The organism is Streptomyces toyocaensis (genome assembly GCF_000725125.1).
Taxonomy (GTDB): Bacteria; Actinomycetota; Actinomycetes; order Streptomycetales; family Streptomycetaceae; genus Streptomyces; species Streptomyces toyocaensis.
In genome coordinates this window covers 47,414-69,896 of the sequence record NZ_JFCB01000016.1, presented here as the reverse complement: position 1 = coordinate 69,896, position 22,483 = coordinate 47,414, and the positions used below count along the sequence as shown (strand labels likewise).

Genomic DNA, 22,483 nt, shown 5'->3' with positions numbered 1-22,483 from the left:
GGCTCACAGTGTGTGGTGCAGCCAGCGCTGGATGGTGGTGTTGATGCTGCCGGACAGGGCGCTCAGGCTCTCGATGGCCTCGCGGTCCTCGGGTCGCGGCGGGATGCCGGCGGCGGTCAGCGCGGCGTGGAGCTCCAGCCGGCGTCGGTCACGCGGGTCGATGGCGGTGTCGACGCGCTCGGCCGGGTTCGGCGGGGCCAGCAGGTAGTCGCTGTCCTGCTGTCCGGCGGCGGAGGGCCACCAGGCGGCGTCCGTGCGGTCCCCGACGGCGTAGGGGTCGACGAGGGCATGGGTCGGGCCGTACTCGAAAGCGGTCGCGGTCATGTCGCTCTCCTCACCAGAGGGTGTCGGTTCTGCAGGACAGGAGCCCAGCCGCGCCTGCTCCGGTTGCGACGAAGGGGAAACGTCACGCCAACGGCGTCATCGGCAGTTCATCGACATGCAAAGAAGGCGTTGCAAAGAAGTGGTTGCACACACTTCTTTGCAACGCTATCTTTGCGTCCATGGACGAGCCCGGTGATCCCCAGGACCCGAAGGACCCCAAGCTCCACAGCCTGGACGCGCGCTCACTGCGCGGTCTCGCGCACCCCCTGCGCATGCAGCTGCTGAGCGCACTGCGGCGCGGCGGGCCGGCCACCGCCTCCCGACTGGCCGCGAAACTCGGCCAGTCCAGCGGCGCCACCAGCTACCACCTGCGTCAGCTCGCCGTCCACGGGTTCGTGGAGGACGCGCCGGAGCACGGCAAGGGGCGGGAGCGGTGGTGGAGGGCGGTCCACGCGGGCGTGAGCTTCGACGACGCCCTGCTCAAGGACCGCGACCCCCAGGTACGAGGCGCCGCCGACCTGTTCCTGCACGAGGTCGCCAACCACCACACCCAGGAGATCGCGACCTGGCTCGGCACCGGCAACGAGTGGTCGGAGGCCTGGCGCCGCGCGTCGGACCTGAGCGACTGGACGCTGCGCCTCACGCCGGAACTGGCGGAGGAGCTGATCCACAAGGTGCACGCCCTCGTCGAGAGCTACCGCGCGCAGGCCCCCGGCGACGGTGCGCCGGACGCCGAACACGTGCGCGTCCACCACCACGTCTTCCCGATCCGTACGGAATGAGAGGCTGCCCGATGCACCCGGAGACCCGTCTCGCCCTGCACCGCGCCCGTGCCGCGGATCTCCGTGCGGAGGCCGACGCGTACCGCCTCGCCGCCACGGCCGTGCGCCCGGAGCGCCTGCGCACCCGCCTCGGCTGGACCCTGGTGGACCTGGGCCTGCGCCTGGTCACCGCCCCCAGGACCCCGGCCCTCGCCCCCTAGCGGCCCGCCACGGTACGTACGAACTCCGTCCAGGCGGCCGACCCGACGACGATCACGGGGCCGCCGCTCAGCTTGCTGTCGCGGACGGGGACGAGGCCGGGGAGACCGTCGGCCACTTCGAGGCATGCCTCGCCGCCGTCTCCGCCGCTGTGCGTGCTCTTGCGCCAGCGGGCGCTGTTCAGGGCGAGCTCGCGCATTGTCTGTAGTCCTCCGCCGCCGACTCGATCATGGTCAGGGCCGCCTCCGGTGACAGCGCGGCTGCCCTGATGTGATCGTAAGACGCCCGGATGCGCTTCACCAGCGTCGGTTCGTCCAGCAGACTCCCCGAAAACACGCCTTCTGTATAGACAGTTGGCGGCGCGTCCTCGAACTCCATCACCCACATCATCTTGCCCATGGCCGGGTGCGCCCCTTGGGAGAACGGCAGCACCTGCACCAGCACCGTGCGCTCCCGCATCATGGCCGCGATGTGGTCCAACTGGTGCGCCATGACGGCGGCGCCCCCTACGGGGATCCGCAAGACCGTTTCGTGGAGCACCGCCCAATACACGGGCCGTGCGGCGTCCGTCAGGACCCGCGCCCGGTCCATGCGTCCCTTGATGAGTTCCTCGATGTACTCGTCGGTGGCGAGCGGGTTGCCCGCGAGGAACATGGCCCGTGCGTACTCCCGCGTTTGCAGGAGTCCCGGGATCACCGCGGGTGCGTACTCGCAGATTTCCGTGGCCAGCTGTTCCAGTTCGGCCGCGTGCGCGAAGTACTCCGTATAGGTCTGATCCTTGATGAGCTTGCGCCACATCCGCTCGAAAATACCGTCGGTTTGCAGCGCCTCGTCGATCCGCTGGGCCACGTCCAATTGCGGCTTGCGAATCGCCTGTTCGAACTGGCCGATGTAGCCGCCGGACACGAAGACCCGCATCCCCAGCTCCACCTGGGTGAACCCCGCGTCCTCCCGCCGTCGCTTCAGTTCCGCACCGAAGAACTCCCACGCCGCCTGGCGCGAACCCTTGGCCATTGCTCAACCCCTTTGTGCAGCGCCGCGCCTGTAGCGCGTAAACCCCTTCCCAGTCTAAGTACGTAACGTCACGGTGGGTATGCGAAGAGTGAGAATCGACGGGAAGGGAATCACGGTGACGGCACAACACTCGGCGGTCTGCGTCGGAGAAGCGGAGGACGTGGTGAAGGAATTGCGGGCGGCACTCGCGAAGGCCGGAATTTCCCTGCCGTCACTGGGACTGGACCCGGTGAGTCTCGCGCGGGAGGCGCCCTGTCCGCTCGTCGAACTGGGACGGTGCTCCGTGGAGACCGCGCGGCGGATCACCGCGGCGGTGCTCCGGTGAAGCCGCCCGTCGGCGCGTACGTCGTGGACACGGGCACCGAGCGGATCGGCATCGTCATGGGTCACGAGGGGCCGTACGTCCAGCTGAGACCGTGCGGCGGCGGCCGCGAGTGGGACGCGGACCCCGACGTCGTACGGCAGGCGACCGACGCCGAGCGGCTGCGTGCGGCGACGGCGTACGCCAACGCCCGCAGTCGCGGTGAGGTGCCTTGAACGTAAGCGACAATGGATGCCATGAGTCTGTTCCGCGACGACGGCATCGTGCTGCGCACCCAGAAGCTGGGTGAGGCGGACCGGATCATCACCTTGCTCACGCGGGGTCACGGCCGGGTACGCGCCGTGGCGAGGGGTGTGCGCCGGACGAAGTCCAAGTTCGGCGCGCGCCTCGAACCGTTCTCGCACGTGGACGTGCAGTTCTTCTCCAAGGGCAGCGAGCTGATCGGCCGCGGCCTGCCGCTGTGCACCCAGAGCGAGACCATCGCGCCGTACGGTGGCGGGATCGTGACGGACTACGCGCGCTACACCGCCGGTACGGCCATGCTGGAGACCGCCGAGCGGTTCACCGACCACGAGGGCGAGCCGGCGGTGCAGCAGTACCTGCTGCTGGTGGGGGCCCTGCGGACGCTCGCCCGGGGCGAGCACGCGCCGCACCTGGTGCTCGACGCGTTCCTGCTGCGCTCCCTCGCCGTCAACGGGTACGCGCCCAGCTTCACCGACTGCGCGGGGTGCGGGATGCCCGGCCCCAACCGGTTCTTCTCGGTCGCGTCGGGCGGTTCCGTCTGCCCCGACTGCCGGGTGCCCGGCAGCGTCGTACCCTCGCCGCAGGCCCTGGAACTCCTGGGGGCGCTGCTTACGGGAGACTGGGAGACCGCGGACGCGTGCGAGGCGCGGTACGTCCGGGAGGGGAGCGGGCTGGTGTCCGCCTACCTGCACTGGCATCTGGAGCGCGGGCTGCGCTCGCTCCGGTACGTCGAGAAGTAGCGCGCGCAGCGAACAGCCAGAGGAGACGAGAGGCACATGGTCGTACGCGGGTTCCTGGGGCGTCAGCGCCGGGAGTACAGGACGCCGGAACCGCACCCGTCGGGCGCGCGGCCGCCCAAGCTCCCCGGCGAGCTGGTCCCGAACCATGTGGCGATCGTCATGGACGGCAACGGGCGCTGGGCGAAGGAGCGGGGGCTGCCGCGCACCGAGGGGCACAAGGTCGGTGCCGAGCGGGTGCTGGACGTGCTCCAGGGCGCGGTCGAGATGGGCGTGGGGGCCATCTCGCTGTACGCCTTCTCCACGGAGAACTGGAAGCGCTCGCCGGACGAGGTGCGCTTCCTGATGAACTTCAACCGCGACTTCATCCGCAGGACCCGTGACCAGCTCGACGAGCTGGGGATCCGCGTGCGGTGGGTCGGGCGGATGCCCAAGCTGTGGAAGTCGGTGGCCAAGGAGCTGCAGGTCGCCCAGGAGCAGACGAAGGACAACGACCGGCTGACGCTGTACTTCTGCATGAACTACGGCGGACGGGCGGAGATCGCGGACGCCGCGCAGGCGCTGGCCGAGGACGTGAGGGCCGGGCGGCTCGATCCGTCGAAGGTCAACGAGAAGACGCTGCAGAAGTACATGTACTACCCGGACATGCCGGACGTGGACCTGTTCCTGCGGCCGAGCGGTGAGCAGCGTACGTCCAACTACCTGCTGTGGCAGAGCGCCTACGCCGAAATGGTGTTCCAGGACGTGCTGTGGCCGGACTTCGACCGGCGTGATCTGTGGCGGGCGTGCCTGGAGTTCGCGTCCCGGGACCGGCGGTTCGGCGGGGCGATCCCCAACGAGGAGCTGTCGGCCAGGGAGGGACGGCCCGCGGAGGCCGAGCAGCAGGGCTGACACGGGTGGGTCGCGCGGCCTGTGACGACGCCCCAGGGGCGCGGGGAACCGCGCGACCAGCCACCACGCACCCGAGGCCGACCACGCGCCGCGGCCTCACGGCTCAACCGCGTTCCGCTCAGCCCGCGGCGCACTCCGCGCACGTGCCGAAGATCTCCACCGTGTGGGCCACGTTGACGTAGCCGTGTTCCGCCGCGATGGCCTCCGCCCACTTCTCCACCGCCGGGCCCTCCACCTCGACCGCCTTGCCGCAGCTGCGGCACACCAGGTGGTGGTGATGGTCGCCGGTGGAGCAGCGCCGGTAGACGGACTCGCCGTCGGCGGTCCGCAGGACGTCGACCTCGCCCGCGTCGGCGAGGGACTGCAGCGTGCGGTAGACCGTGGTGAGCCCGACCGAGTCGCCCTTGTGCTTGAGCATGTCGTGCAGTTCCTGCGCGCTGCGGAACTCGTCGACCTCCTGAAGGCAAGCCGCCACGGCGGCACGCTGCCGAGTGGCGCGGCCCTTCACGGGCGGTCCTGCGGTCGTCACCGGATTGCCTCCTCACGTCTGGCATCTGCCGGGGCCATTGTGCCAGCCCGGGCAGTGGCGAGTCAGGCGCCGACCTCGTCGCCGGCCGTGCGGCCGGCCGGAATCGCGCACTCGGCGGGGTCGCCGCCGGGGTGTGCGGCGGCCAGTGTCCGGGCGCGGCGGCGGGCGAGCGGGGCCGCCAGCGCGGTCAGCGCGATGAACGCGCCGATGGTCAGCAGCACGATCGTCGCGCCGGGCGGCACGTCCTGGTAGTACGAGGTGACCGTGCCGCCGATGGTCACGCTCACGCCGATCGCGACGGCGATGGCGAAGGTGGCGGCGAAGCTGCGGGTGAGCTGCTGGGCCGCCGCGACGGGCACCACCATGAGCGCGCTCACCAGCAGCAGGCCGACGACGCGCATCGCGACCGAAACGGTCACCGCCGCCGTGATCGCCGTGAGCAGGTTGAGGAACCGCACCGGCAGGCCCGTCACCCGCGCGAACTCCTCGTCCTGGCTGACCGCGAACAGCTGCCGGCGCAGACCGACGGTGACCAGCATCACGAACGCGGCCAGCAGGCAGATCGCCGTGACGTCGGACTCCGACACCGTGGACAGGGAGCCGAAGAGGAACGAGGAGAGGTTCGTGGTGGAGCCGCCGGGGGCGAGGTTGATGAACATGACGCCGCCGGCCATACCGCCGTAGAACAGCATCGCGAGGGCGATGTCGCCGCGGGTCCTGGCGTACCAGCGGACCAGTTCCATGAAGACGGCGCCGAGGACGGAGACCAGGGTCGCCATCCACACCGGGGACCAGGTGAGCAGGAAGCCCAGGCCGACACCGGTCATCGCCACGTGGCCGATGCCGTCGCCCATGAGGGCCTGGCGGCGCTGCACCAGGTAGATGCCGACGGCGGGGGCGGTGATGCCGACCAGGACGGCGGCGAGCAGCGCCCGCTGCATGAAGGCGAAGTCGAGGATCTCCATCAGCTGAGCAGTCCTGTGCGCATCGGTCCGGCGCCCGCGGGGGCGTGCGGGTGTACGTGGTCATGGCCGGGCAGCGCGTGCTGGCCGACGGCCTTGGGGGGCGGGCCGTCGTGCGCGACGCAGCCGTCGCGGAGCACGACCGCCCGGTCGATCAAGGGCTCCAGGGGGCCCAGTTCGTGCAGGACGAGGAGGACGGTGGCGCCCTCGGAGACCTGGTGCCGCAGGGTCTCGGCGAGCACCTCCTGGCTGGCCAGGTCCACGCCCGCCATCGGCTCGTCCATGATCAGCAGTTCGGGTGCGGCGGCGAGCGCGCGGGCGATCAGGACCCGCTGGTGCTGGCCGCCGGAGAGGGCGTCGACGGAGTCCTTGGCGCGGTCCGTCATGCCGACGAGGTCCAGGGCGTGGCGTACGGCCTCGCGGTCGGCCTTGCGGAAGACACCGAAGCGGGTGCGGGCCAGGCGGCCCGAGGAGACGACCTCGGTGACCGTGGCGGGCACGCCCCCGGCCGCGGTGGTGCGCTGCGGGACGTAGCCCACGCGCGCCCAGTCGCGGAACCGGCGCTGCGGGGTGCCGAACAGTTCGATCCCGCCGGCGCTGACGGGCACCTGGCCGATGACGCTGCGCACGGCGGTCGACTTGCCTGAGCCGTTGGCACCGAGCAGGGCGACGACCTCGCCGCGGCGCACGGTGAGGTCGATGCCGCGCAGGACGGGGCGCGAGCCCAGCTCGGCGCGGACGCCGCTCAGGGAGATGACGGGCTCGGTGGTCATGCCGTCCTCCGGTCGTTCGTCGGTCACTTGGCGCCCAGGGCCGTCCGCAGGGCCTTGAGGTTGGCTTCCATGACCTGGAAGTAGTCGTCGCCGCGGGAGCTGTCGGTGATGCCCTCGATCGGGTCGAGGACGTCGGTCCTGAGTCCGGCGTCACCGGCGAGGGTCTTGGCGGTCTTGTCGCTGACGAGCGTCTCGTAGAAGACGGTGGTGGCGCCGTCCGCCTTCGCCGTCCTCTGGAGCTCCTTCACGCGGGCGCCGCTGGGCTCGGACTCGGGGTCGAGGCCGCTGATGGCCTCTTCGGTCAGGCCGTAGCGCTCGGCGAGGTAGCCGAAGGCGGCGTGCGTGGTGATGAAGACGTCGGTCTTCCTGTCCTTCAGGCCGGTCCGGAACTCCGTGTTCAGGTCGTTCAGCTTGCCGGCCAGCGCCTCGGCGTTCTTCTCGTAGTCGGCGGCGTGGTCCGGATCGGCCTTGGCGAAGGCCTTGCCGACGCCCTCGGCGACCTCGGCGTACTTGACCGGGTCGAGCCAGATGTGGGGGTCCTTGCCGCCCTCGCCCTCGTGGCCGTGCTCGTCCTCGTGGCCGGGCTCCTCCTCGTGGCCGTGCTCCTCCTCGGCGCCGTGCTCGTCCGCGTGCTCCTCCTCGTGACCACCGCTCTCGGCGCCGTGCTCCTCCAGGGAGGTCAGCGTGCTCGCGTCGATCTTGGTCTTGACCTCGGACTGGCCGACGGCCTCGTCGACGGTGGGCTGCAGGCCCTTGAGGTAGAGGGCCGCGTCGGACTCCTGGAGCTGCGCGGTCTGCTTGGCGCTGATCTCCAGGTCGTGCGGCTCCTGGCCGGGCTGGGTCAGACTGGTGACGTTGACGTGCTCGCCGCCGATCTGCTCGGCGAGGAAGGCCATGGGGTAGAACGAGGCGACGACGTCGAACTTGTCGGTGTTGCCCGCGGCGGCGCTGTCGGAGGAGCAGGCGGTCAGGGTGCCGAGACCGAGGGCGGTGGCCGCGGCCAGGGCGGCCGCGGATATGTGATGTCGTCGTACGTTCATGACACTCATTTTCAACAAATATGGAAACCGTTGTCAACAAAGCACGTGAGAGCGCTGTAGGGGACACCGAATTGGTCGCGGGGCAGGCCGCGCCGGTAGCCTGAGGGCTTCGCTGGAAGCAATCTCGCTTCGTCGCCCGTCGTCGTAATGAAGAGAGCACCGTGGCCGCCGACAAGATCGACACCATCGTCAGCCTGAGCAAGCGCCGTGGCTTCGTATTCCCCTGCAGTGAGATCTACGGCGGCCAGCGTGCCGCCTGGGACTACGGGCCGCTGGGTGTCGAGCTCAAGGAGAACCTCAAGCGCCAGTGGTGGCGCTACATGGTGACGTCGCGCGAGGACGTGGTCGGTATCGACTCGTCCGTGATCCTGGCCCCCGAGGTGTGGGTCGCCTCCGGTCACGTCGCCACGTTCACGGACCCGCTGACCGAGTGCACCTCCTGCCACAAGCGGTTCCGCGCGGACCACCTGGAGGAGGCGTACGAGGAGAAGAAGGGTCACGCCCCGGAGAACGGCCTCGCCGACCTCAACTGCCCCAACTGCGGCAACAAGGGCACCTTCACCGAGCCCAAGCAGTTCTCGGGCCTGCTCTCGACCCACCTCGGCCCGACCCAGGACTCCGGCTCCATCGCCTACCTGCGCCCGGAGACCGCCCAGGGCATCTTCACCAACTTCGGCCAGGTGCAGACCACTTCACGCCGCAAGCCGCCGTTCGGCATCGCCCAGATGGGCAAGTCCTTCCGCAACGAGATCACGCCCGGCAACTTCATCTTCCGCACCCGCGAGTTCGAGCAGATGGAGATGGAGTTCTTCGTCAAGCCGGGCGAGGACGAGAAGTGGCAGGAGTACTGGATGGAGCAGCGCTGGAACTGGTACACCGGTCTCGGCCTGCGCGAGGAGAACATGCGGTGGTACGAGCACCCGCAGGAGAAGCTCTCCCACTATTCCAAGCGCACCGCTGACATCGAGTACCGCTTCCAGTTCGGCGGCAGCGAGTGGGGCGAGCTGGAGGGTGTCGCCAACCGCACCGACTACGACCTCGGCGCCCACTCCAAGGCCTCCGGCCAGGACCTGTCCTTCTTCGACCAGGAGGCCGGCGAGCGCTGGACGCCGTACGTCATCGAGCCGGCGGCCGGTGTCGGCCGGGCGATGCTCGCCTTCCTGCTCGACGCCTACGTCGAGGACGAGGCGCCCAACGCCAAGGGCAAGATGGAGAAGCGGACCGTGCTGCGGCTCGACCACCGCCTCGCGCCGGTGAAGGTCGCGGTGCTCCCGCTGTCCCGCAACCCGGAGCTGTCGCCGAAGGCCAAGGGCCTGGCACAGGCGCTGCGGCAGAACTGGAACATCGAGTTCGACGACGCCGGCGCCATCGGCCGCCGGTACCGCCGCCAGGACGAGATCGGTACGCCGTTCTGCGTGACCGTCGACTTCGACACCCTGGACGACAACGCGGTGACCGTGCGCGAGCGCGACACCATGAAGCAGGAGCGCGTGTCGCTGGACCAGATCGAGGGGTACCTCGCGGCCCGGCTGATCGGCTGCTGAACGTTCGTCACCCGCGCCCACCCTCCACCCGACCCGGTCGGGTGGAGGGTGGGCTGTTTCGTCCACCGGGCCCGCCGGCCCGGGTCTCAGGCGGCGGTGGGGTCCACCGTCGCCTGGTGGGCCGCCTCCAGGTGCTCCTGCGCCTTGAGCCACGGCAGGAACTGCGCTCCTGTGCGCCAGCCGCACGTGTCACACCTGATCGTGCGCTGCACTCCGGTGCGCAGGGCGCGCACGATGTGCACGCGCCCGTGCAGGTCCCAGCGGCTGACCTTGCTGGTGTCGGTCTGCGGCATGGTGCCTCCGGCGGTTCGGCGGGTCGGTGATGCCGTTCTTGTGCCCCCGTTCGGGGACGACAAGGGGTGTGCGGCGAAAAGCGACATCATCCGCGTCAGCGGCCCTGCAGAGCCTTGACGTTGTCGCCGAAGGTCCAGTTCCGCGACCCGTCCCAGTTGATCGACCAGGTCATCAATCCCTTGAGGCCGCCGCCGTAGTGGTTCCAGGCCTGGGAGACCAGGGACGGGGACATGTGACCGCCGCCCGCGCCCGGCTGCGCGGGCAGTCCCGGCACCTGCTTGTCGTACGGCACCCGGATCGTCGTGCCCTGGATGACCAGTCCCTTGTCGAGACAGTCGGTCTGGGCGACGAAGCCCTGCACCGTGCCGGCGGAGTAGGCGTCGCCGGAGCAGCCGTACATGGCGCCGTTGTAGTACTGCATGTTCAGCCACCACAGGCGGCCGTTGTCCGCGTACTTCTTGATGACCGGCAGGTACGCGCCCCAGATCGAGCCGTAGACGACGCTGCCGCCGGTGACATAGGCGGTCTCCGGGGCCATGGTCAGGCCGAAGCCCGCCGGCATGCGGGCGAGAACGCCGTCGATGATGCGGATCAGGTTGGCCTGGGACGCGGACGGTTGGCTGATGTCGCCGCTGCCGACCAGGCCGGTCTCGATGTCGATGTCGATGCCGTCGAAGTTGTACTTCTTCAGGATCGGGACGATCGTCTCGACGAAGCGGTCGGCCACGGCGGTGGAGTTGAGGTCGATGCCGGCCGTCGCGCCGCCGATGGAGAGCAGGATGGTCTGCCCGGATGCCTTGGCCGCGCACATCTCCTCCGGGGTGGCGACCTTCACGCCCCGGTCCATGCCGTCCTCCCACAGCGCGGTTCCGTCGGAGAGGATGACCGGGAACGCCGCGTTGATCACGTTGTAGCCGTGGGCGGCCATGCGGGAGTCGGTGATCGGGGTCCAGCCGAAGGGCGGGTGGACGCCGTTGGAGGCGCCGTCCCAGTTCTCCCAGTAGCCCTGGAGGACCTTTCCGGCGGGTTTCGTTTTCACCGCACAGGTCTCGGCGGCGGGCGCGGCCGTGGCGGCGGGTGCGGTGGTGAGGGTGAACGGGGCGAGGACCGCTGTGGTGACGGCGGCCGCGAGGAGACGCAGCCTGTGGCGGAGCCGGCGGTTCATGGGGCCTCCCGGTGGGTGCGGTGAGGTGATCATGTGTGGGGCGCCGTGCGGAGTTGTCCTGGTGTCGTAGCCATGACAGTGGCTTTGGTCCAGACCTTTCGTCAAGAGGTCTGGACCAACGAGTGGGGCGGACGGCCGCGATCGGACCCTCCGGGATGCGGGACAATGGGGGAATGCCCACGCCCTCGCCGACCACGAACACGACCACGACCGTGAACGCGATCACGGACACGACCACGGACGCGGCCCTGCGCATCGGCCCGCATGCCGTCCGGCCGCCCGTCGTGCTCGCTCCCATGGCCGGGATCACCAACGCCCCCTTCCGCACCCTGTGCAGGGAGTGGAGCGGCGGCAAGGGCCTGTTCGTCAGCGAGATGATCACCACCCGGGCGCTGGTCGAGCGCAACGACAAGACCATGCAGCTCATCAGGTTCGACGAGACCGAAAAGCCCCGCTCCATCCAGCTGTACGGTGTCGACCCGGCGACCGTCGGCAAGGCCGTCCGCATGATCGCGGAGGAGGACCTCGCCGACCACATCGACCTCAACTTCGGCTGCCCGGTCCCCAAGGTGACCCGCAAGGGCGGCGGCTCGGCCCTCCCGTTCAAGCGGAACCTGCTGCGGTCCATCCTGCGCGAGGCCGTGAGCGGCGCGGGCGACCTGCCGGTGACGATGAAGATGCGCAAGGGCATCGACGACGACCACCTGACCTACCTGGACGCCGGCCGGATCGCCGTGGAGGAGGGTGTGACCGCCATCGCGCTGCACGGCCGCACCGCCGCCCAGCACTACGGCGGCACCGCCGACTGGGACGCCATCGCCCGGCTCAAGGAGCACGTCCCGGAGATCCCGGTGCTCGGCAACGGCGACATCTGGTCGGCCGAGGACGCGCTCAGGATGGTGCGCGAGACCGGCTGCGACGGGGTGGTCGTGGGCCGGGGGTGCCTGGGCCGGCCGTGGCTGTTCGCGGATCTGGTGGCCGCCTTCGAGGGACGTACCGACGCCTTCGTACGGCCCACCCTGCGCGAGGTCGCCGACGTCATGGTCCGGCACGCCACGCTGCTCGGGGAATGGATCGGCGACGAGTCCCGCGGTGTGATCGACTTCCGCAAGCACGTCGCCTGGTACCTGAAGGGCTTCGCGGTCGGCTCCGAGATGCGCAAGCGGCTCGCGGTCACCTCCTCGCTGGAGGAACTGCGGGCCGGGCTCGACGAGCTGGACCTCGGCCAGCCCTGGCCGGCCGGCGCCGACGGCCCCCGCGGCCGTACGTCCGGCAACAACCGGGTGGTGCTGCCGGACGGCTGGCTGAAGGACCCCTACGACTGCGCCGGCGTCGGAGAGGACGCGGAGCTCGACACCTCCGGCGGCTGATCCGAGCAGGACCGCCCCGACGACCGCCCCGGCGGGGAGGCCGACGCGCCGACGACCAGGGCCGCGGCGAACGCGTGTAGGAGGCGGACCCGGCGTGGGGGTCCGGGTCCGCCGTCGTTCCGTACGTACGCGCTGACCGGTGCGTTCATCCGACCGATGCCCGGGATTGGTCCGCATGGTGAAATCCGGCACGCTGTGGCAGCGTGATTCTCGCCACCCTTGATAAGGGTTGCGCTCAGATGAGCGGATCATGGGCGACTGCACTTCTCAAAGCGTGGCACTCAGTGCCACCTCTTGATCGTTCATCGAGCGAAATCAGACGTGTGGATTGCCGCTCATGTGAGCGCCCTGGGGCCCTGTGGGTGGGAAGATGCGTTCAAGAAGTGAAAACATTCGGCTGGGACCGCTTGCCAAGCTTTGACTTTCAATCCGCTGGCGCACGAGTGGTTACAGGCGCATGACCCACAAGTGGACGTACCCAGACGCCTTTGATCTGGGTACATTCCTCGCCGTCAGGGCAGCCACCGCGTCCTCGAGGAGTCGAGACCCGTGTCGGAAAACAAAGATCCCCACGTAGCTCAGCCGGGCACGAGCGTTGAGGGCGTGAAGTTCGTCTACGACTTCACCGAGGGCAACAAGGACCTCAAGGACCTGCTCGGCGGCAAGGGTGCCAACCTCGCCGAGATGACCAACCTGGGCCTTCCCGTCCCGCCCGGCTTCACCATCACCACCGAGGCCTGCAAGACCTACCTCGACAGTGGCGAGGAGCCCGCGGAACTGCGTGACGAGGTGAGTGCGCACCTCGACGCCCTCGAGGCGACGATGGGCAAGAAGCTCGGCCAGGCCGACAACCCCCTCCTCGTGTCGGTCCGCTCCGGTGCCAAGTTCTCCATGCCGGGCATGATGGACACCGTCCTCAACATCGGCCTGTCGGACAAGTCCGTGCAGGGCCTGGCGAAGCAGGCCGGCGACGACCGGTTCGCCTGGGACTCCTACCGGCGCCTCATCCAGATGTTCGGCAAGACCGTCCTCGGCGTCGACGGCGAACTCTTCGAGGACGCGCTGGAGGCGGCGAAGGCGGCCAAGAACGTCACCGTCGACACCGAGCTGGAGGCCGCCGACCTCAAGAAGCTCGTCACCAAGTTCAAGAAGATCGTCAAGACCGAGGCCGGCCGGGACTTCCCGCAGGACCCGCGCGAGCAGATGGACCTCGCCATCAAGGCGGTCTTCGACTCCTGGAACGGCGACCGCGCCAAGCTGTACCGCCGCCAGGAGCGCATCCCGCACGACCTGGGCACCGCCGTCAACGTGTGCTCCATGGTCTTCGGCAACCTCGGCCCCGACTCCGGCACCGGTGTCGCCTTCACCCGCGACCCCGCCTCAGGACACCAGGGCGTCTACGGCGACTACCTGCAGAACGCGCAGGGCGAGGACGTGGTCGCGGGCATCCGCAACACCGTGCCGCTCGCGGAGCTGGAGCGGATCGACAAGAAGTCGTACGACCAGCTGATGCAGATCATGGAGACCTTGGAGAACCACTACAAGGACCTCTGCGACATCGAGTTCACCATCGAGCGCGGTCAGCTGTGGATGCTCCAGACCCGCGTCGGCAAGCGCACCGCGGGCGCGGCCTTCCGCATCGCCACCCAGCTCGTCGACCAGGGCCTGATCGACGAGGCCGAGGCCCTGACCCGCGTCAACGGCGCCCAGCTCGCGCAGCTGATGTTCCCGCGCTTCGACGAGAGCGCCAAGGTCGAGCAGGTCGGACGCGGCATCGCCGCCTCCCCGGGCGCGGCGGTCGGCAAGGCGGTCTTCGACTCCTACACCGCCGTCAAGTGGTCGCGCTCCGGTGAGAAGGTCATCCTCATCCGCCGCGAGACCAACCCCGACGACCTGGACGGCATGATCGCGGCCGAGGGCATCCTCACCTCGCGCGGCGGCAAGACCTCCCACGCGGCCGTCGTCGCCCGCGGCATGGGCAAGACCTGTGTCTGCGGCGCCGAGGAGCTCGAGGTCGACACCAAGCGCCGCCGGATGACCGTGCCCGGCGGGCACGTGGTGGAGGAGGGCGACGTCGTCTCCATCGACGGCTCCTCCGGCAAGGTCTACCTCGGCGAGGTGCCGGTCGTGCCGTCCCCGGTCGTCGAGTACTTCGAGGGCCGGATGCACCCGGGCGCCGACGACGCCGACGAGCTGGTCGAGGCCGTGCACCGGATGATGGCCTTCGCCGACCGCAAGCGCCGGCTGCGGGTGCGCGCCAACGCCGACAACGCCGAGGACGCGCTGCGCGCCCGCCGCTTCGGCGCCCAGGGCATCGGCCTGTGCCGCACCGAGCACATGTTCCTCGGCGACCGGCGCGAACTGGTGGAGCGCCTGATCCTGGCCGACACCGAGGCCGAGCGCGAGGAGTCCCTGAAGGGCCTGCTCCCGCTGCAGAAGCAGGACTTCGTCGAGTTGTTCGAGGCGATGGACGGCCTCCCGGTCACCATCCGCCTGCTCGACCCGCCGCTGCACGAGTTCCTCCCCGACATCACCGAGCTGTCGGTCCGCGTGGCCCTCGCCGAGTCCCGGCAGGAGCCGCACGAGAACGAGCTGCGCCTCCTCCAGGCCGTGCACCGGCTGCACGAGCAGAACCCGATGCTGGGCCTGCGCGGTGTACGCCTCGGTCTGGTCATCCCCGGCCTGTTCACCATGCAGGTGCGGGCCATCGCGGAGGCGGCGGCCGAGCGCAGGGCCGCCAAGGGCGACCCGCGCGCGGAGATCATGATCCCGCTGGTCGGCACGGTCCAGGAGCTGGAGATCGTCCGGGAGGAGGCCGACAAGGTCATCGCCGAGGTCGAGGAGACCACCGGCACCTCGCTCAAGCTCTCCATCGGCACGATGATCGAGCTGCCGCGCGCCGCCCTGACCGCCGGCCAGATCGCCGAGGCCGCGCAGTTCTTCTCCTTCGGCACCAACGACCTCACCCAGACGGTGTGGGGCTTCTCCCGGGACGACGTGGAGGCCAGCTTCTTCACCGCCTACCTGGAGAAGGGCATCTTCGGGGTGTCGCCGTTCGAGACGATCGACAAGGACGGCGTCGGCTCCCTGGTGAAGCTCGCCGCCAAGGCCGGCCGCGAGACCCGCCCCGACCTGAAGCTCGGCGTCTGCGGCGAGCACGGCGGCGACCCGGAGTCCGTCCACTTCTTCCACGAGGTGGGCCTGGACTACGTCTCCTGCTCCCCGTTCCGCATCCCGGTCGCCCGTCTGGAGGCCGGCCGCGCGGCGGTCACCTCGGCGGGCAGCGACCACCGCTGAGCCCTCCGGGGCATTCGAACCCCGGAGCCGTCGTCTGTCACCCGACCACCCTCACCGATCGGCGACGGCTCCGGATCACGAAGAGAGAGCGGCACCCGTGCGGGGGTGCCGCTCTCCCGTGCGTGCGGGTCAGCGGTCGCCGCGCCGCCTGCGGGCCGCGATCATCACGCCGCCGCCCAGGAGGACGACGGCCGCGCCGCCGGCCGCGATGTACGGCGTGGCGTTGCCGCCGCCGGTCTCGGCGAGGTCGGTGCCGCTCCGCTCCTTGCCGCCGGTGTCGCCGCCGGTGCCGGTGCTGCCGGACCCGGTGTCCGTCTCCTCCTCGTGCGGGACGAAGTCCGCGGGCGGCTGGTCGCAGCCGACGCCGTCGCCGTCGCGGTCGAGGTGCTTGCCGTAGTGGTCGTCGCCCTTGGCGATGTCGCTGTACCCGTTCTCGTACGCCTCGGTGCAGTTCTTGAACGGGTGGGTGCCGTCGTGCGCCACGGCGGTGGCCGGTACGGCGGCCAGGGCGAGGGCGGCGAGGACCGCGGCGGCGGAGGTACGGAACGGATTCATGGTGAGGAGCCCCCCAGATCGGGCGAATGCGTGCGGTGCGAGGGTGCTGAAGCTAGCGGGGTGCGGATGGTGTGGCGGGGATATGGAGTTCCTGTGATGCGAACGTGACGTGACCGGAGGGTGGCTCTGCGCCATGGAACCGTCGGTCCGTCCCTCGTAGGCTGAACCCATGACCGGCTGGAGCACGCACGACATCCCCGACCGGAGCGGTCGCCGCGCCGTGGTCACCGGGGCCAACAGCGGACTCGGTTTCGTCGTCGCACGGGAGCTGGCCCGCAGGGGCGCGGGGGTGGTGCTCGCCTGCCGCAGCGAGGCGCGGGGGAGCCGGGCCCTGGCGAGGCTGCTCGCCGAGGTGCCGGGCGCCGACGCGGAGGTGCGGCGGCTGGACCTGGGAGACCTGGCGTCGGTGCGGGAGTTCGCGGCCACGCTGCCGTACGAGCGGGTCGACCTGCTGGTCAACAACGCCGGCGTCATGGCACTGCCGTACGGGACGACCGCGGACGGGTTCGAGACGCAGTTCGGGGTGAACCACCTCGGGCACTTCGCCCTCACCGGGCTGCTGATGCCGGCGCTGCTCGCGGCGCCGGGCGCGCGGATCGTGACCGTGTCCAGCTTCATGCACGTGCTGGCCAACATCGACCCGCGCGACCTCAACAGCGAGCGAGGGTACCGGCGCTGGGTCGCCTACGCCCGTTCCAAGTCGGCCAACCTGCTCTTCACGCACGAGCTGGCCCGCAGGCTCGCGGCGCACGGCGGTGACGTGGTGGCGGCCGCCGCCCATCCCGGGTACGCGGCCACCAACCTCCAGACCGCGGGACCGCGCGCCGCGGGGCGGCGACTGGCCGAGCGGGTGGTGCGGCTCGGCAACCGGGTCGTCGCCCAGTCCGCCGAGGCGGGCGCGCTGCCCGTGCTGTACGCGGCGACCGCACCCGACGTCCGCCCGGACGCGTTCGTCGGACCGTCCTTCGCCATGTGGCGCGGGGCGCCCGCGCGCTCGTGGCGGGCGCCCTGGACCCTCGACGACAGGGTGGCGGAGCGGCTGTGGGCCGCCTCGGAGGAGCTGACGGGCGTGGTGTACGACGGCCTGCGGGGGGCGGCCGCGGCGGGACCGCCACCGCCGTGAGCGTCGACTGAGCCGCGGAAGCGGGCGGCGGTGCCGGGGACCTCGGAGCGTGGCTCGGTGAGCGAGCGGCCGGCCCCGGACGCCGGGCCGGTGCGACCTGGGAACCCGACGGCCCCCGGCCGCCTCCGGCCGGTCAGGCCGCCTTCACCTCGTACGCCGTCACCCGGACCGTCTCGTCGTCCAGGCACTGTCCCGATTCCAGGTCGAAGCGCTGCTTCAGGAGCGGGGAGGCGACGAAGGGGCGGCCCCGGTGGGTGCCGGTCAGGCCGCGGGAGAGGACCGCGGCGCCGGTGAAGGGGTCGCGGTTGTCGATGGCGTAGAGGCGGCCGGCGCGGTCGGCGAAGACGGCGGCCTGGCGGCCGTCGGGGAGGAGGGCGGCCACCCCGCGGCCCGGGAGCAGCGCGCTCAGGTCGCAGACCGTGAACCAGTCGTCCGTGAGGCGGAGCCGGACCTTCAGGCCGGTGGTCTCGAGGGTCAGGGTCATCGCGTCGCGGTTCCTTCCAGGATGTCGTCGGCGGGGCGCAGGCCGACGGTCAGCAGCGGCAGGTCGGGCTTGATCTGGTCGCGCTCGGGGACGAAGGCGACCACCGGGTCGGGGGTGTCGGGCGCGTTCACGAAGGACACGAAGCGGGCGAGCTTCTCCGGGTCGTTGATGGTCTCGGCCCACTCGTCCCGGTAGTGGGAGACGTGGGCGGCCATCAGGGCCTCCAGTTCGTCGCAGATGCCGAGCGAGTCGTGGACGACCACGTCCCGTACGTGGTCCAGGCCGCCGGGGATCCGGTCCAGCCAGACGCTGGTGCGCTCCAGACGGTCGGCGGTGCGGATGTAGAACATCAGGAACCGGTCGACGAGACGGACGAGTTCGGCGTCCGAGAGGTCCTGGGCGAGCAGGTCGGCGTGGCGCGGGGTGGCGCCGCCGTTGCCGCCGACGTAGAGGTTCCAGCCGCCCGCGGTGGCGATGACGCCGAAGTCCTTCGACTGGGCCTCCGCGCACTCGCGCTGGCATCCGGAGACCGCCGACTTGAGCTTGTGCGGGGAGCGCAGCCCCCGGTAGCGCAGCTCCAGGTCGATCGCCATGCGTACGGAGTCCTGGACGCCGTACCGGCACCAGGTCCGTCCGACGCAGGACTTCACCGTGCGCAGCGACTTGCCGTAGGCGTGGCCGGACTCGAAACCGGCGTCGACCAGGCGGGCCCAGATCAGCGGCAGCTGCTCGACCCGCGCGCCGAACATGTCGATGCGCTGGCCGCCGGTGATCTTCGTGTAGAGGCCGAAGTCGCGGGCGATCTCACCGATGACGATCAGCTTCTCCGGTGCGATCTCCCCGCCGGGGATGCGCGGCACGACCGAGTACGAGCCGTTCTTCTGCAGGTTCGCCAGGAAGTGGTCGTTGGTGTCCTGCAGGGCGGCCTGTTCGCCGTCGAGGACGTGCGTACCGGCGCCGATCGCCGGGGCGAGGGAGGCGATGATCGAGCCGACCGCCGGCTTGCAGACCTCGCAGCCGTCGCCGCCCCGGGCGGTCTCGCGGCCGTGCCGGTCGAGCAGCTCCCGGTAGGAGGTGACGCGCAGGGCGAGGACGATCTCGTACAGCTCCTCGCGGGTCTGCGCGAAGCAGGCGCACAGCCCCTTGTCGACCTCGACGCCGCTCGCCTCCAGCTCGGCGTCGACCAGCTGGCCCAGCACTTTCACGCAACTTCCGCAGCCGGTACCTGCCTTGGTGCACTTCTTCACCTCGGGCACGGTGGTGCACCGGTGTTCGGTGACCGCGCCGCGGATGGCCCCCTTGGTGACGTTGTGGCAGGAGCAGATCACCGCCTCGTCGGGCAGCGCGGACGGGCCGAGCCGGGCCGGGGCCCCGGCGCCGGCCGGCAGCACCAGCGCCTCCGGGGCGACGGGCGGCACCGAGCCGGTGAACGCGCGCAGCGTGCCGTACGCCTCCGCGTCGCCGACCAGGACGCCGCCGAGCAGCGTCCCGTCACGGCCGATGACCAGCTTCTTGTACAGGCCGGCGCGGGAGTCGGAGTAGACGACGTCCAGGCAGTCCCCGGCGGTGCCGTGCGCGTCGCCGAAGGACGCCACGTCCACGCCGAGCAGCTTCAGCTTGGTGGACAGGTCGGCGCCGGTGAAGGCCGACTCCTCCTCGGCGATCGTCGCGGCGACGGTCGCCGCCTGCTCGTACCCGGGGGCCACCAGGCCGTACACCCGGCCGTCGGCGGCCAGGGCGCACTCGCCGATGGCGAACACGTGCGGGTCGGTGACCGTGCGGCACTGCTCGTCGACCGTGATGCCGCCGCGCTCGCCGACCGCGAGGCCGCAGGCGCGGGCCAGCTGGTCGCGGGGACGGACACCGGCGGAGAACACCACCAGGTCGGTGGCGAGTTCGCTGCCGTCGGACAGTCTCATGCCCGTGACGGCGCCCGCGTCGCCGGTCACGATCTCCTGCGTGCCGACGCCCGTGTGGACGCTCAGGCCCATGCCCTCGACGGTGCGCAGCAGCGCCGCGCCCCCGCCCTCGTCGACCTGCACCGGCATCAGGCGCGGGGCGAACTCCACGATGTGGGTGTTCAGGCCGAGGCCCTTGAGCGCGCCCGCCGCCTCCAGGCCCAGCAGACCGCCGCCGACCACCGCACCGGTCGTCGACCTGCGCGCGTACTCCTCGATGGCGAACAAGTCCTCGACGGTGCGGTAGACGAAGCAGCCCTCGGCGTCCCTGTTCGGCACCGGCGGCACGAACGGGTAGGAGCCGGTGGCCAGGACTAGGACGTCGTAGCCGACGACCAGCCCCGAGCGGGCGGTCACGGTGCGCGCCGCGCGGTCGACGGTCTCCGCCGGGTCGCCGACGTGCAGCTCGATGCCGTGCGCCGTGAGGAACGCCGGGTCCGTCAGGGACAGGTCCTCGGGGGTCTTCCCCGAGAAGTACGAGGTGAGCTGGACGCGGTCGTACGCCGGACGCGGCTCCTCGCACAGCACGACCACGCGGTGCGTGGCGGTCAGGCCGCGCTCGGCGAGCGCCTCGAGGAAACGCTGGCCGACCATGCCGTGGCCGACGAGCACGATGGTCGGTGTGTCCGTGGACATCAGGAGCCTCCGTCGTTGGTGAGCAGGTGGAGCAGGGGCCCGCCGCCGGACGGGAGCGGCTCTGCTCCCTCCCAGGCGCGCGCGAGGGCGCCGACGGTGCCGAGTTCGCCGACCAGGACCCCGCCGACCAGGCGGTCGTCGCGGACGACGACCTTGCGGTAGGTACCGCGGGTGGCGTCGGTGAGCTGGACGACGTCGTCGCCCGGCAACGCCTCGGTCTCGCCGAACGCGGCCAGGTCGAAGGGGCTGTCGGGACCGGTGAGGGTGAGCCGGGTCAGGGAGCGGGTGCCGGTGTAGCGGGCGGAGGGGTCCCCGGCGAGCAGCGCGGCGAGCGCGTCGGCCTGGTCGAGGGCCGGGGCGGCGAGCCCGTACACCGTGCCGGCGTGCTGGACGCAGTCGCCGACGGCGTGGACGTACGGGTCGGAGGTGCGCAGCTCGTCGTCGACGACGATGCCCCGGCCGACCTCCAGCCCGGCGGCGCGGGCGAGCCCGGTCCTCGGCCGGACCCCGCAGGCCAGGACCACGAGGTCGGCGTCGAGGGCGTACCCGTCGGCCAGTTCCACCGAGCGGACGGCGCCGGCGACGCAGCGCACGTCCCGCACCCGGCACTCGGTGTGCACCTCCACGCCGAGGCCGGTCAGGTACCGCTCGATGAGCGCGGAGGCGGCCGGGTCGAGCCGGCGTTCCATGAGCCGCCCGGCCTGCTGGGCGAGGACGACCTGCGCGCCGCGCACGGCGAGGGCGCGGGCCGCGGAGACGCCGAGCAGCCCGCCGCCGATCACCACCGCCCGCGCTCCCGGCCGCAGCGCCTCGGCCAGGCCCAGGCAGTCGTCCAGGGTGCGGAACGCGTGCACGCCCCCGGGCAGCTCGTGGTCCGCGGTGAACAGGCCCCGCAGCGGCGGCAGCACGGGGTTCGAGCCGGTGGCCAGGACCAGCCGGCCGTAACCGGTCACCGAGCCGTCGGCGCAGGCGACGGTCCGCGCGGCGCGGTCGATCCCGGTGACCCGGGCCCGGACCAGGCCCGCGGGCGCCGGCAGGGCGATCACCTCGGGGCGGTAACGCCCGGCCAGCACCTCGGCGAGCAGCACCCTGTTGTACGGGCGGTGCTGCTCCTCGCCGATCAGCGTCACGGGCGTGCCCAGCTCGCCGAGCCGCCGGGCGAGGCGTACGCCCGCGAGGCCGGAGCCGATCACCACCACACGCTCGTTCGAGGTCATGTCCCCGAGCGTGCGGTGCGGGTGTTACCCGGCGGCATCACCTCTGTTTCCCGCGCGGAACGCTGCCCTCAACGGGAGCGGGGGACGGGTGTGAGGCTTCCCGGCCCGGCCGGGGCGCACGGTGTGAGGAGGCCGACGGCGGGCCAACCTCAATAAACGCTCATCTTGATGGACGTACCATCTATCCCGTCCCTAGGCTCGCGGCCATGCCCGACATCTCGCTCACCACGGTCGTCCTGCTCTGTCTGGCCGCCCTCGCCGCAGGCTGGATCGACGCCGTGGTCGGCGGCGGCGGGCTGCTGCTCCTGCCCGCCCTGCTGCTGGGGCTCCCCTCCGGAACCCCGGCCGCGCACGCCCTGGGCACCAACAAGGCGGTCGCGATCGTCGGCACCACGGGTGCGGCGGTCACCTACGCCCGCAGGGCGCCGGTCGACGTGCGGACGGCCGTGCGTATCGGCCTGGCCGCCCTCGCCGGTTCGTCGGCCGGGGCGTTCTTCGCGGCCGGGATGAGCACCGAGGTCCTCAAACCGGTGATCATGGTGGTGCTGCTCGCCGTCGGCGCCTTCGTGATCCTGCGCCCCGCCTTCGGCGCGGCCCCCGCCACCGGCCCGGCCACCCGCCGGCAGATCCTCGCCGCGATCGGCCTGGGCGGCCTGGGCATCGGCTTCTACGACGGTCTCGTCGGCCCCGGCACGGGCACGTTCCTCGTGCTGGCGCTCACCGCCCTGCTCCACCTCGACCTGGTCACCGCCTCCGCCACCGCCAAGATCGTCAACTGCTGCACCAACGCCGGCGCACTGGCGACGTTCGCCTGGCAGGGCGCGGTGCTGTGGCAACTGGCGGCGCTGATGGCGGTGTTCAACCTGGCGGGCGGCATGCTCGGCGCCCGCACGGCCCTGAAGAAGGGCAGCGGCTTCGTCCGCGTCGTCCTGCTGACGGTCGTCTTCGCCCTGGTGGCGAACCTGGCGTACGAGCAGTGGGCGGCCTGAACCGGACCCGGTGGTCAACCCGGCTGACGTGATCCA

The 22,483-nt window shown here is 71.0% G+C and carries 24 protein-coding genes; 11 read left to right on the top strand and 13 right to left on the bottom strand.

Annotated elements, in window-relative coordinates:
- Positions 1 to 3 precede the first annotated feature (3 nt).
- Positions 4 to 324, bottom strand: a complete 321-nt coding sequence (locus BU52_RS18450) for a hypothetical protein (RefSeq protein WP_037935692.1) — start codon at positions 322 to 324, stop codon at positions 4 to 6.
- Positions 325 to 503: 179 nt separating this feature from the next.
- Between BU52_RS18450 and BU52_RS18445 the strand changes: the two genes are divergently transcribed.
- Both BU52_RS18445 and BU52_RS18440 read left to right on the top strand, forming a co-directional pair.
- Entirely contained in the window at positions 504 to 1,106 is a 603-nt protein-coding gene (locus BU52_RS18445; protein ID WP_037935689.1) for an ArsR/SmtB family transcription factor, read from the top strand.
- A gap of 11 nt (positions 1,107 to 1,117) precedes the next feature.
- A complete protein-coding gene (locus BU52_RS18440) occupies positions 1,118 to 1,306 on the top strand; it encodes a hypothetical protein (protein WP_037935684.1) in 189 nt (62 codons plus the stop codon).
- On the opposite strand, the gene BU52_RS18435 is transcribed toward BU52_RS18440, so the two are convergent.
- Both BU52_RS18435 and BU52_RS18430 read right to left on the bottom strand, forming a co-directional pair.
- Positions 1,303 to 1,503 (bottom strand): DUF397 domain-containing protein, encoded by a 201-nt coding sequence (locus tag BU52_RS18435; RefSeq protein WP_037935681.1) that lies wholly within the window; start codon positions 1,501 to 1,503, stop codon positions 1,303 to 1,305. The two genes, BU52_RS18440 and BU52_RS18435, sit on opposite strands and share 4 nt — an antisense overlap.
- Positions 1,485 to 2,318, bottom strand: coding sequence for a helix-turn-helix domain-containing protein (locus tag BU52_RS18430; RefSeq protein ID WP_037935680.1), 834 nt, complete (start codon positions 2,316 to 2,318; stop codon positions 1,485 to 1,487). Before BU52_RS18430 ends, BU52_RS18435 begins: the two co-directional genes overlap by 19 nt.
- A gap of 115 nt (positions 2,319 to 2,433) precedes the next feature.
- On the opposite strand from BU52_RS18430, the gene BU52_RS18425 reads away from it, so the two are divergent.
- The 4 genes from BU52_RS18425 to BU52_RS18410 are packed head-to-tail and all read left to right on the top strand — an operon-like array spanning position 2,434 to position 4,511.
- On the top strand, positions 2,434 to 2,643 hold the full coding sequence (locus BU52_RS18425) for a hypothetical protein (RefSeq protein WP_037935677.1): 210 nt from the start codon (positions 2,434 to 2,436) through the stop codon (positions 2,641 to 2,643).
- Positions 2,640 to 2,855 carry a hypothetical protein gene (locus BU52_RS18420; RefSeq protein WP_037935672.1) on the top strand — a complete coding sequence of 72 codons (216 nt, stop codon included), beginning with the start codon at positions 2,640 to 2,642 and terminating at the stop codon, positions 2,853 to 2,855. Before BU52_RS18425 ends, BU52_RS18420 begins: the two co-directional genes overlap by 4 nt.
- 21 nt (positions 2,856 to 2,876) lie before the next feature.
- Positions 2,877 to 3,623 carry a DNA repair protein RecO gene (recO, locus tag BU52_RS18415; protein WP_037935670.1) on the top strand — a complete coding sequence of 249 codons (747 nt, stop codon included), beginning with the start codon at positions 2,877 to 2,879 and terminating at the stop codon, positions 3,621 to 3,623.
- Positions 3,624 to 3,659: 36 nt separating this feature from the next.
- A complete protein-coding gene (locus BU52_RS18410) occupies positions 3,660 to 4,511 on the top strand; it encodes an isoprenyl transferase (RefSeq protein ID WP_037935667.1) in 852 nt (283 codons plus the stop codon).
- 118 nt (positions 4,512 to 4,629) lie between these two features.
- Here the strand turns inward: BU52_RS18410 and BU52_RS18405 are convergent, their stop codons facing one another.
- The 4 genes from BU52_RS18405 to BU52_RS18390 all read right to left on the bottom strand — a co-directional run bounded on the left by BU52_RS18405 (position 4,630) and on the right by BU52_RS18390 (position 7,815).
- Complete coding sequence (locus BU52_RS18405) at positions 4,630 to 5,040, bottom strand: Fur family transcriptional regulator (RefSeq protein WP_037935665.1); 411 nt, start codon at positions 5,038 to 5,040, stop codon at positions 4,630 to 4,632.
- Between the two features lie 62 nt (positions 5,041 to 5,102).
- A complete protein-coding gene (locus BU52_RS18400) occupies positions 5,103 to 6,005 on the bottom strand; it encodes a metal ABC transporter permease (protein ID WP_037935664.1) in 903 nt (300 codons plus the stop codon).
- Positions 6,005 to 6,775 carry a metal ABC transporter ATP-binding protein gene (locus tag BU52_RS18395; protein WP_037935820.1) on the bottom strand — a complete coding sequence of 257 codons (771 nt, stop codon included), beginning with the start codon at positions 6,773 to 6,775 and terminating at the stop codon, positions 6,005 to 6,007. The genes BU52_RS18400 and BU52_RS18395 overlap by 1 nt, the downstream gene beginning before the upstream one ends.
- Positions 6,776 to 6,798: 23 nt before the next feature.
- On the bottom strand, positions 6,799 to 7,815 hold the full coding sequence (locus BU52_RS18390) for a metal ABC transporter substrate-binding protein (protein ID WP_037935662.1): 1,017 nt from the start codon (positions 7,813 to 7,815) through the stop codon (positions 6,799 to 6,801).
- 161 nt (positions 7,816 to 7,976) lie between these two features.
- Here BU52_RS18390 and BU52_RS18385 point away from each other — a divergent pair, with 161 nt between their 5' ends.
- Positions 7,977 to 9,359 (top strand): glycine--tRNA ligase, encoded by a 1,383-nt coding sequence (locus BU52_RS18385; protein WP_037935660.1) that lies wholly within the window; start codon positions 7,977 to 7,979, stop codon positions 9,357 to 9,359.
- Between the two features lie 86 nt (positions 9,360 to 9,445).
- On the opposite strand, the gene BU52_RS18380 is transcribed toward BU52_RS18385, so the two are convergent.
- Together BU52_RS18380 and BU52_RS18375 are read right to left on the bottom strand one after the other, a co-directional pair.
- Positions 9,446 to 9,652: a hypothetical protein gene (locus tag BU52_RS18380; RefSeq protein ID WP_037935658.1), complete on the bottom strand. Its 207-nt coding sequence runs from the start codon at positions 9,650 to 9,652 to the stop codon at positions 9,446 to 9,448.
- 95 nt (positions 9,653 to 9,747) lie between these two features.
- Complete coding sequence (locus tag BU52_RS18375; protein WP_037935656.1) at positions 9,748 to 10,818, bottom strand: chitinase; 1,071 nt, start codon at positions 10,816 to 10,818, stop codon at positions 9,748 to 9,750.
- Positions 10,819 to 10,991: 173 nt separating this feature from the next.
- Here BU52_RS18375 and dusB point away from each other — a divergent pair, with 173 nt between their 5' ends.
- On the top strand, positions 10,992 to 12,188 hold the full coding sequence (dusB, locus tag BU52_RS18370) for a tRNA dihydrouridine synthase DusB (RefSeq protein ID WP_037935653.1): 1,197 nt from the start codon (positions 10,992 to 10,994) through the stop codon (positions 12,186 to 12,188).
- Positions 12,189 to 12,737: 549 nt separating this feature from the next.
- Entirely contained in the window at positions 12,738 to 15,485 is a 2,748-nt protein-coding gene (gene ppdK / locus BU52_RS18365) for a pyruvate, phosphate dikinase (protein WP_037935650.1), read from the top strand.
- A 129-nt stretch (positions 15,486 to 15,614) separates the two neighbouring features.
- Here the strand turns inward: ppdK and BU52_RS18360 are convergent, their stop codons facing one another.
- Positions 15,615 to 16,040 (bottom strand): excalibur calcium-binding domain-containing protein, encoded by a 426-nt coding sequence (locus BU52_RS18360; RefSeq protein WP_037935647.1) that lies wholly within the window; start codon positions 16,038 to 16,040, stop codon positions 15,615 to 15,617.
- Positions 16,041 to 16,209: 169 nt separating this feature from the next.
- Here BU52_RS18360 and BU52_RS18355 point away from each other — a divergent pair, with 169 nt between their 5' ends.
- A complete protein-coding gene (locus tag BU52_RS18355; RefSeq protein ID WP_037935644.1) occupies positions 16,210 to 17,163 on the top strand; it encodes an oxidoreductase in 954 nt (317 codons plus the stop codon).
- Between the two features lie 133 nt (positions 17,164 to 17,296).
- Here BU52_RS18355 and nirD read toward each other — a convergent pair whose 3' ends face one another.
- Genes nirD through BU52_RS18340 form a run of 3 tightly spaced genes read right to left on the bottom strand, consistent with a single transcriptional unit; the run spans position 17,297 to position 21,458 of the window.
- Positions 17,297 to 17,647 (bottom strand): nitrite reductase small subunit NirD, encoded by a 351-nt coding sequence (nirD, locus tag BU52_RS18350; RefSeq protein ID WP_037935642.1) that lies wholly within the window; start codon positions 17,645 to 17,647, stop codon positions 17,297 to 17,299.
- Entirely contained in the window at positions 17,644 to 20,241 is a 2,598-nt protein-coding gene (gene nirB, locus BU52_RS18345) for a nitrite reductase large subunit NirB (protein WP_167343526.1), read from the bottom strand. Before nirB ends, nirD begins: the two co-directional genes overlap by 4 nt.
- The gene (locus BU52_RS18340) at positions 20,241 to 21,458 is read right to left on the bottom strand and encodes an NAD(P)/FAD-dependent oxidoreductase (protein WP_037935639.1); all 1,218 of its coding nucleotides are present in this window, start codon (positions 21,456 to 21,458) and stop codon (positions 20,241 to 20,243) included. Before BU52_RS18340 ends, nirB begins: the two co-directional genes overlap by 1 nt.
- A gap of 206 nt (positions 21,459 to 21,664) precedes the next feature.
- Here BU52_RS18340 and BU52_RS18335 point away from each other — a divergent pair, with 206 nt between their 5' ends.
- Complete coding sequence (locus tag BU52_RS18335; protein WP_037935637.1) at positions 21,665 to 22,447, top strand: sulfite exporter TauE/SafE family protein; 783 nt, start codon at positions 21,665 to 21,667, stop codon at positions 22,445 to 22,447.
- The last annotated feature ends 36 nt before the right edge of the window (positions 22,448 to 22,483 follow it).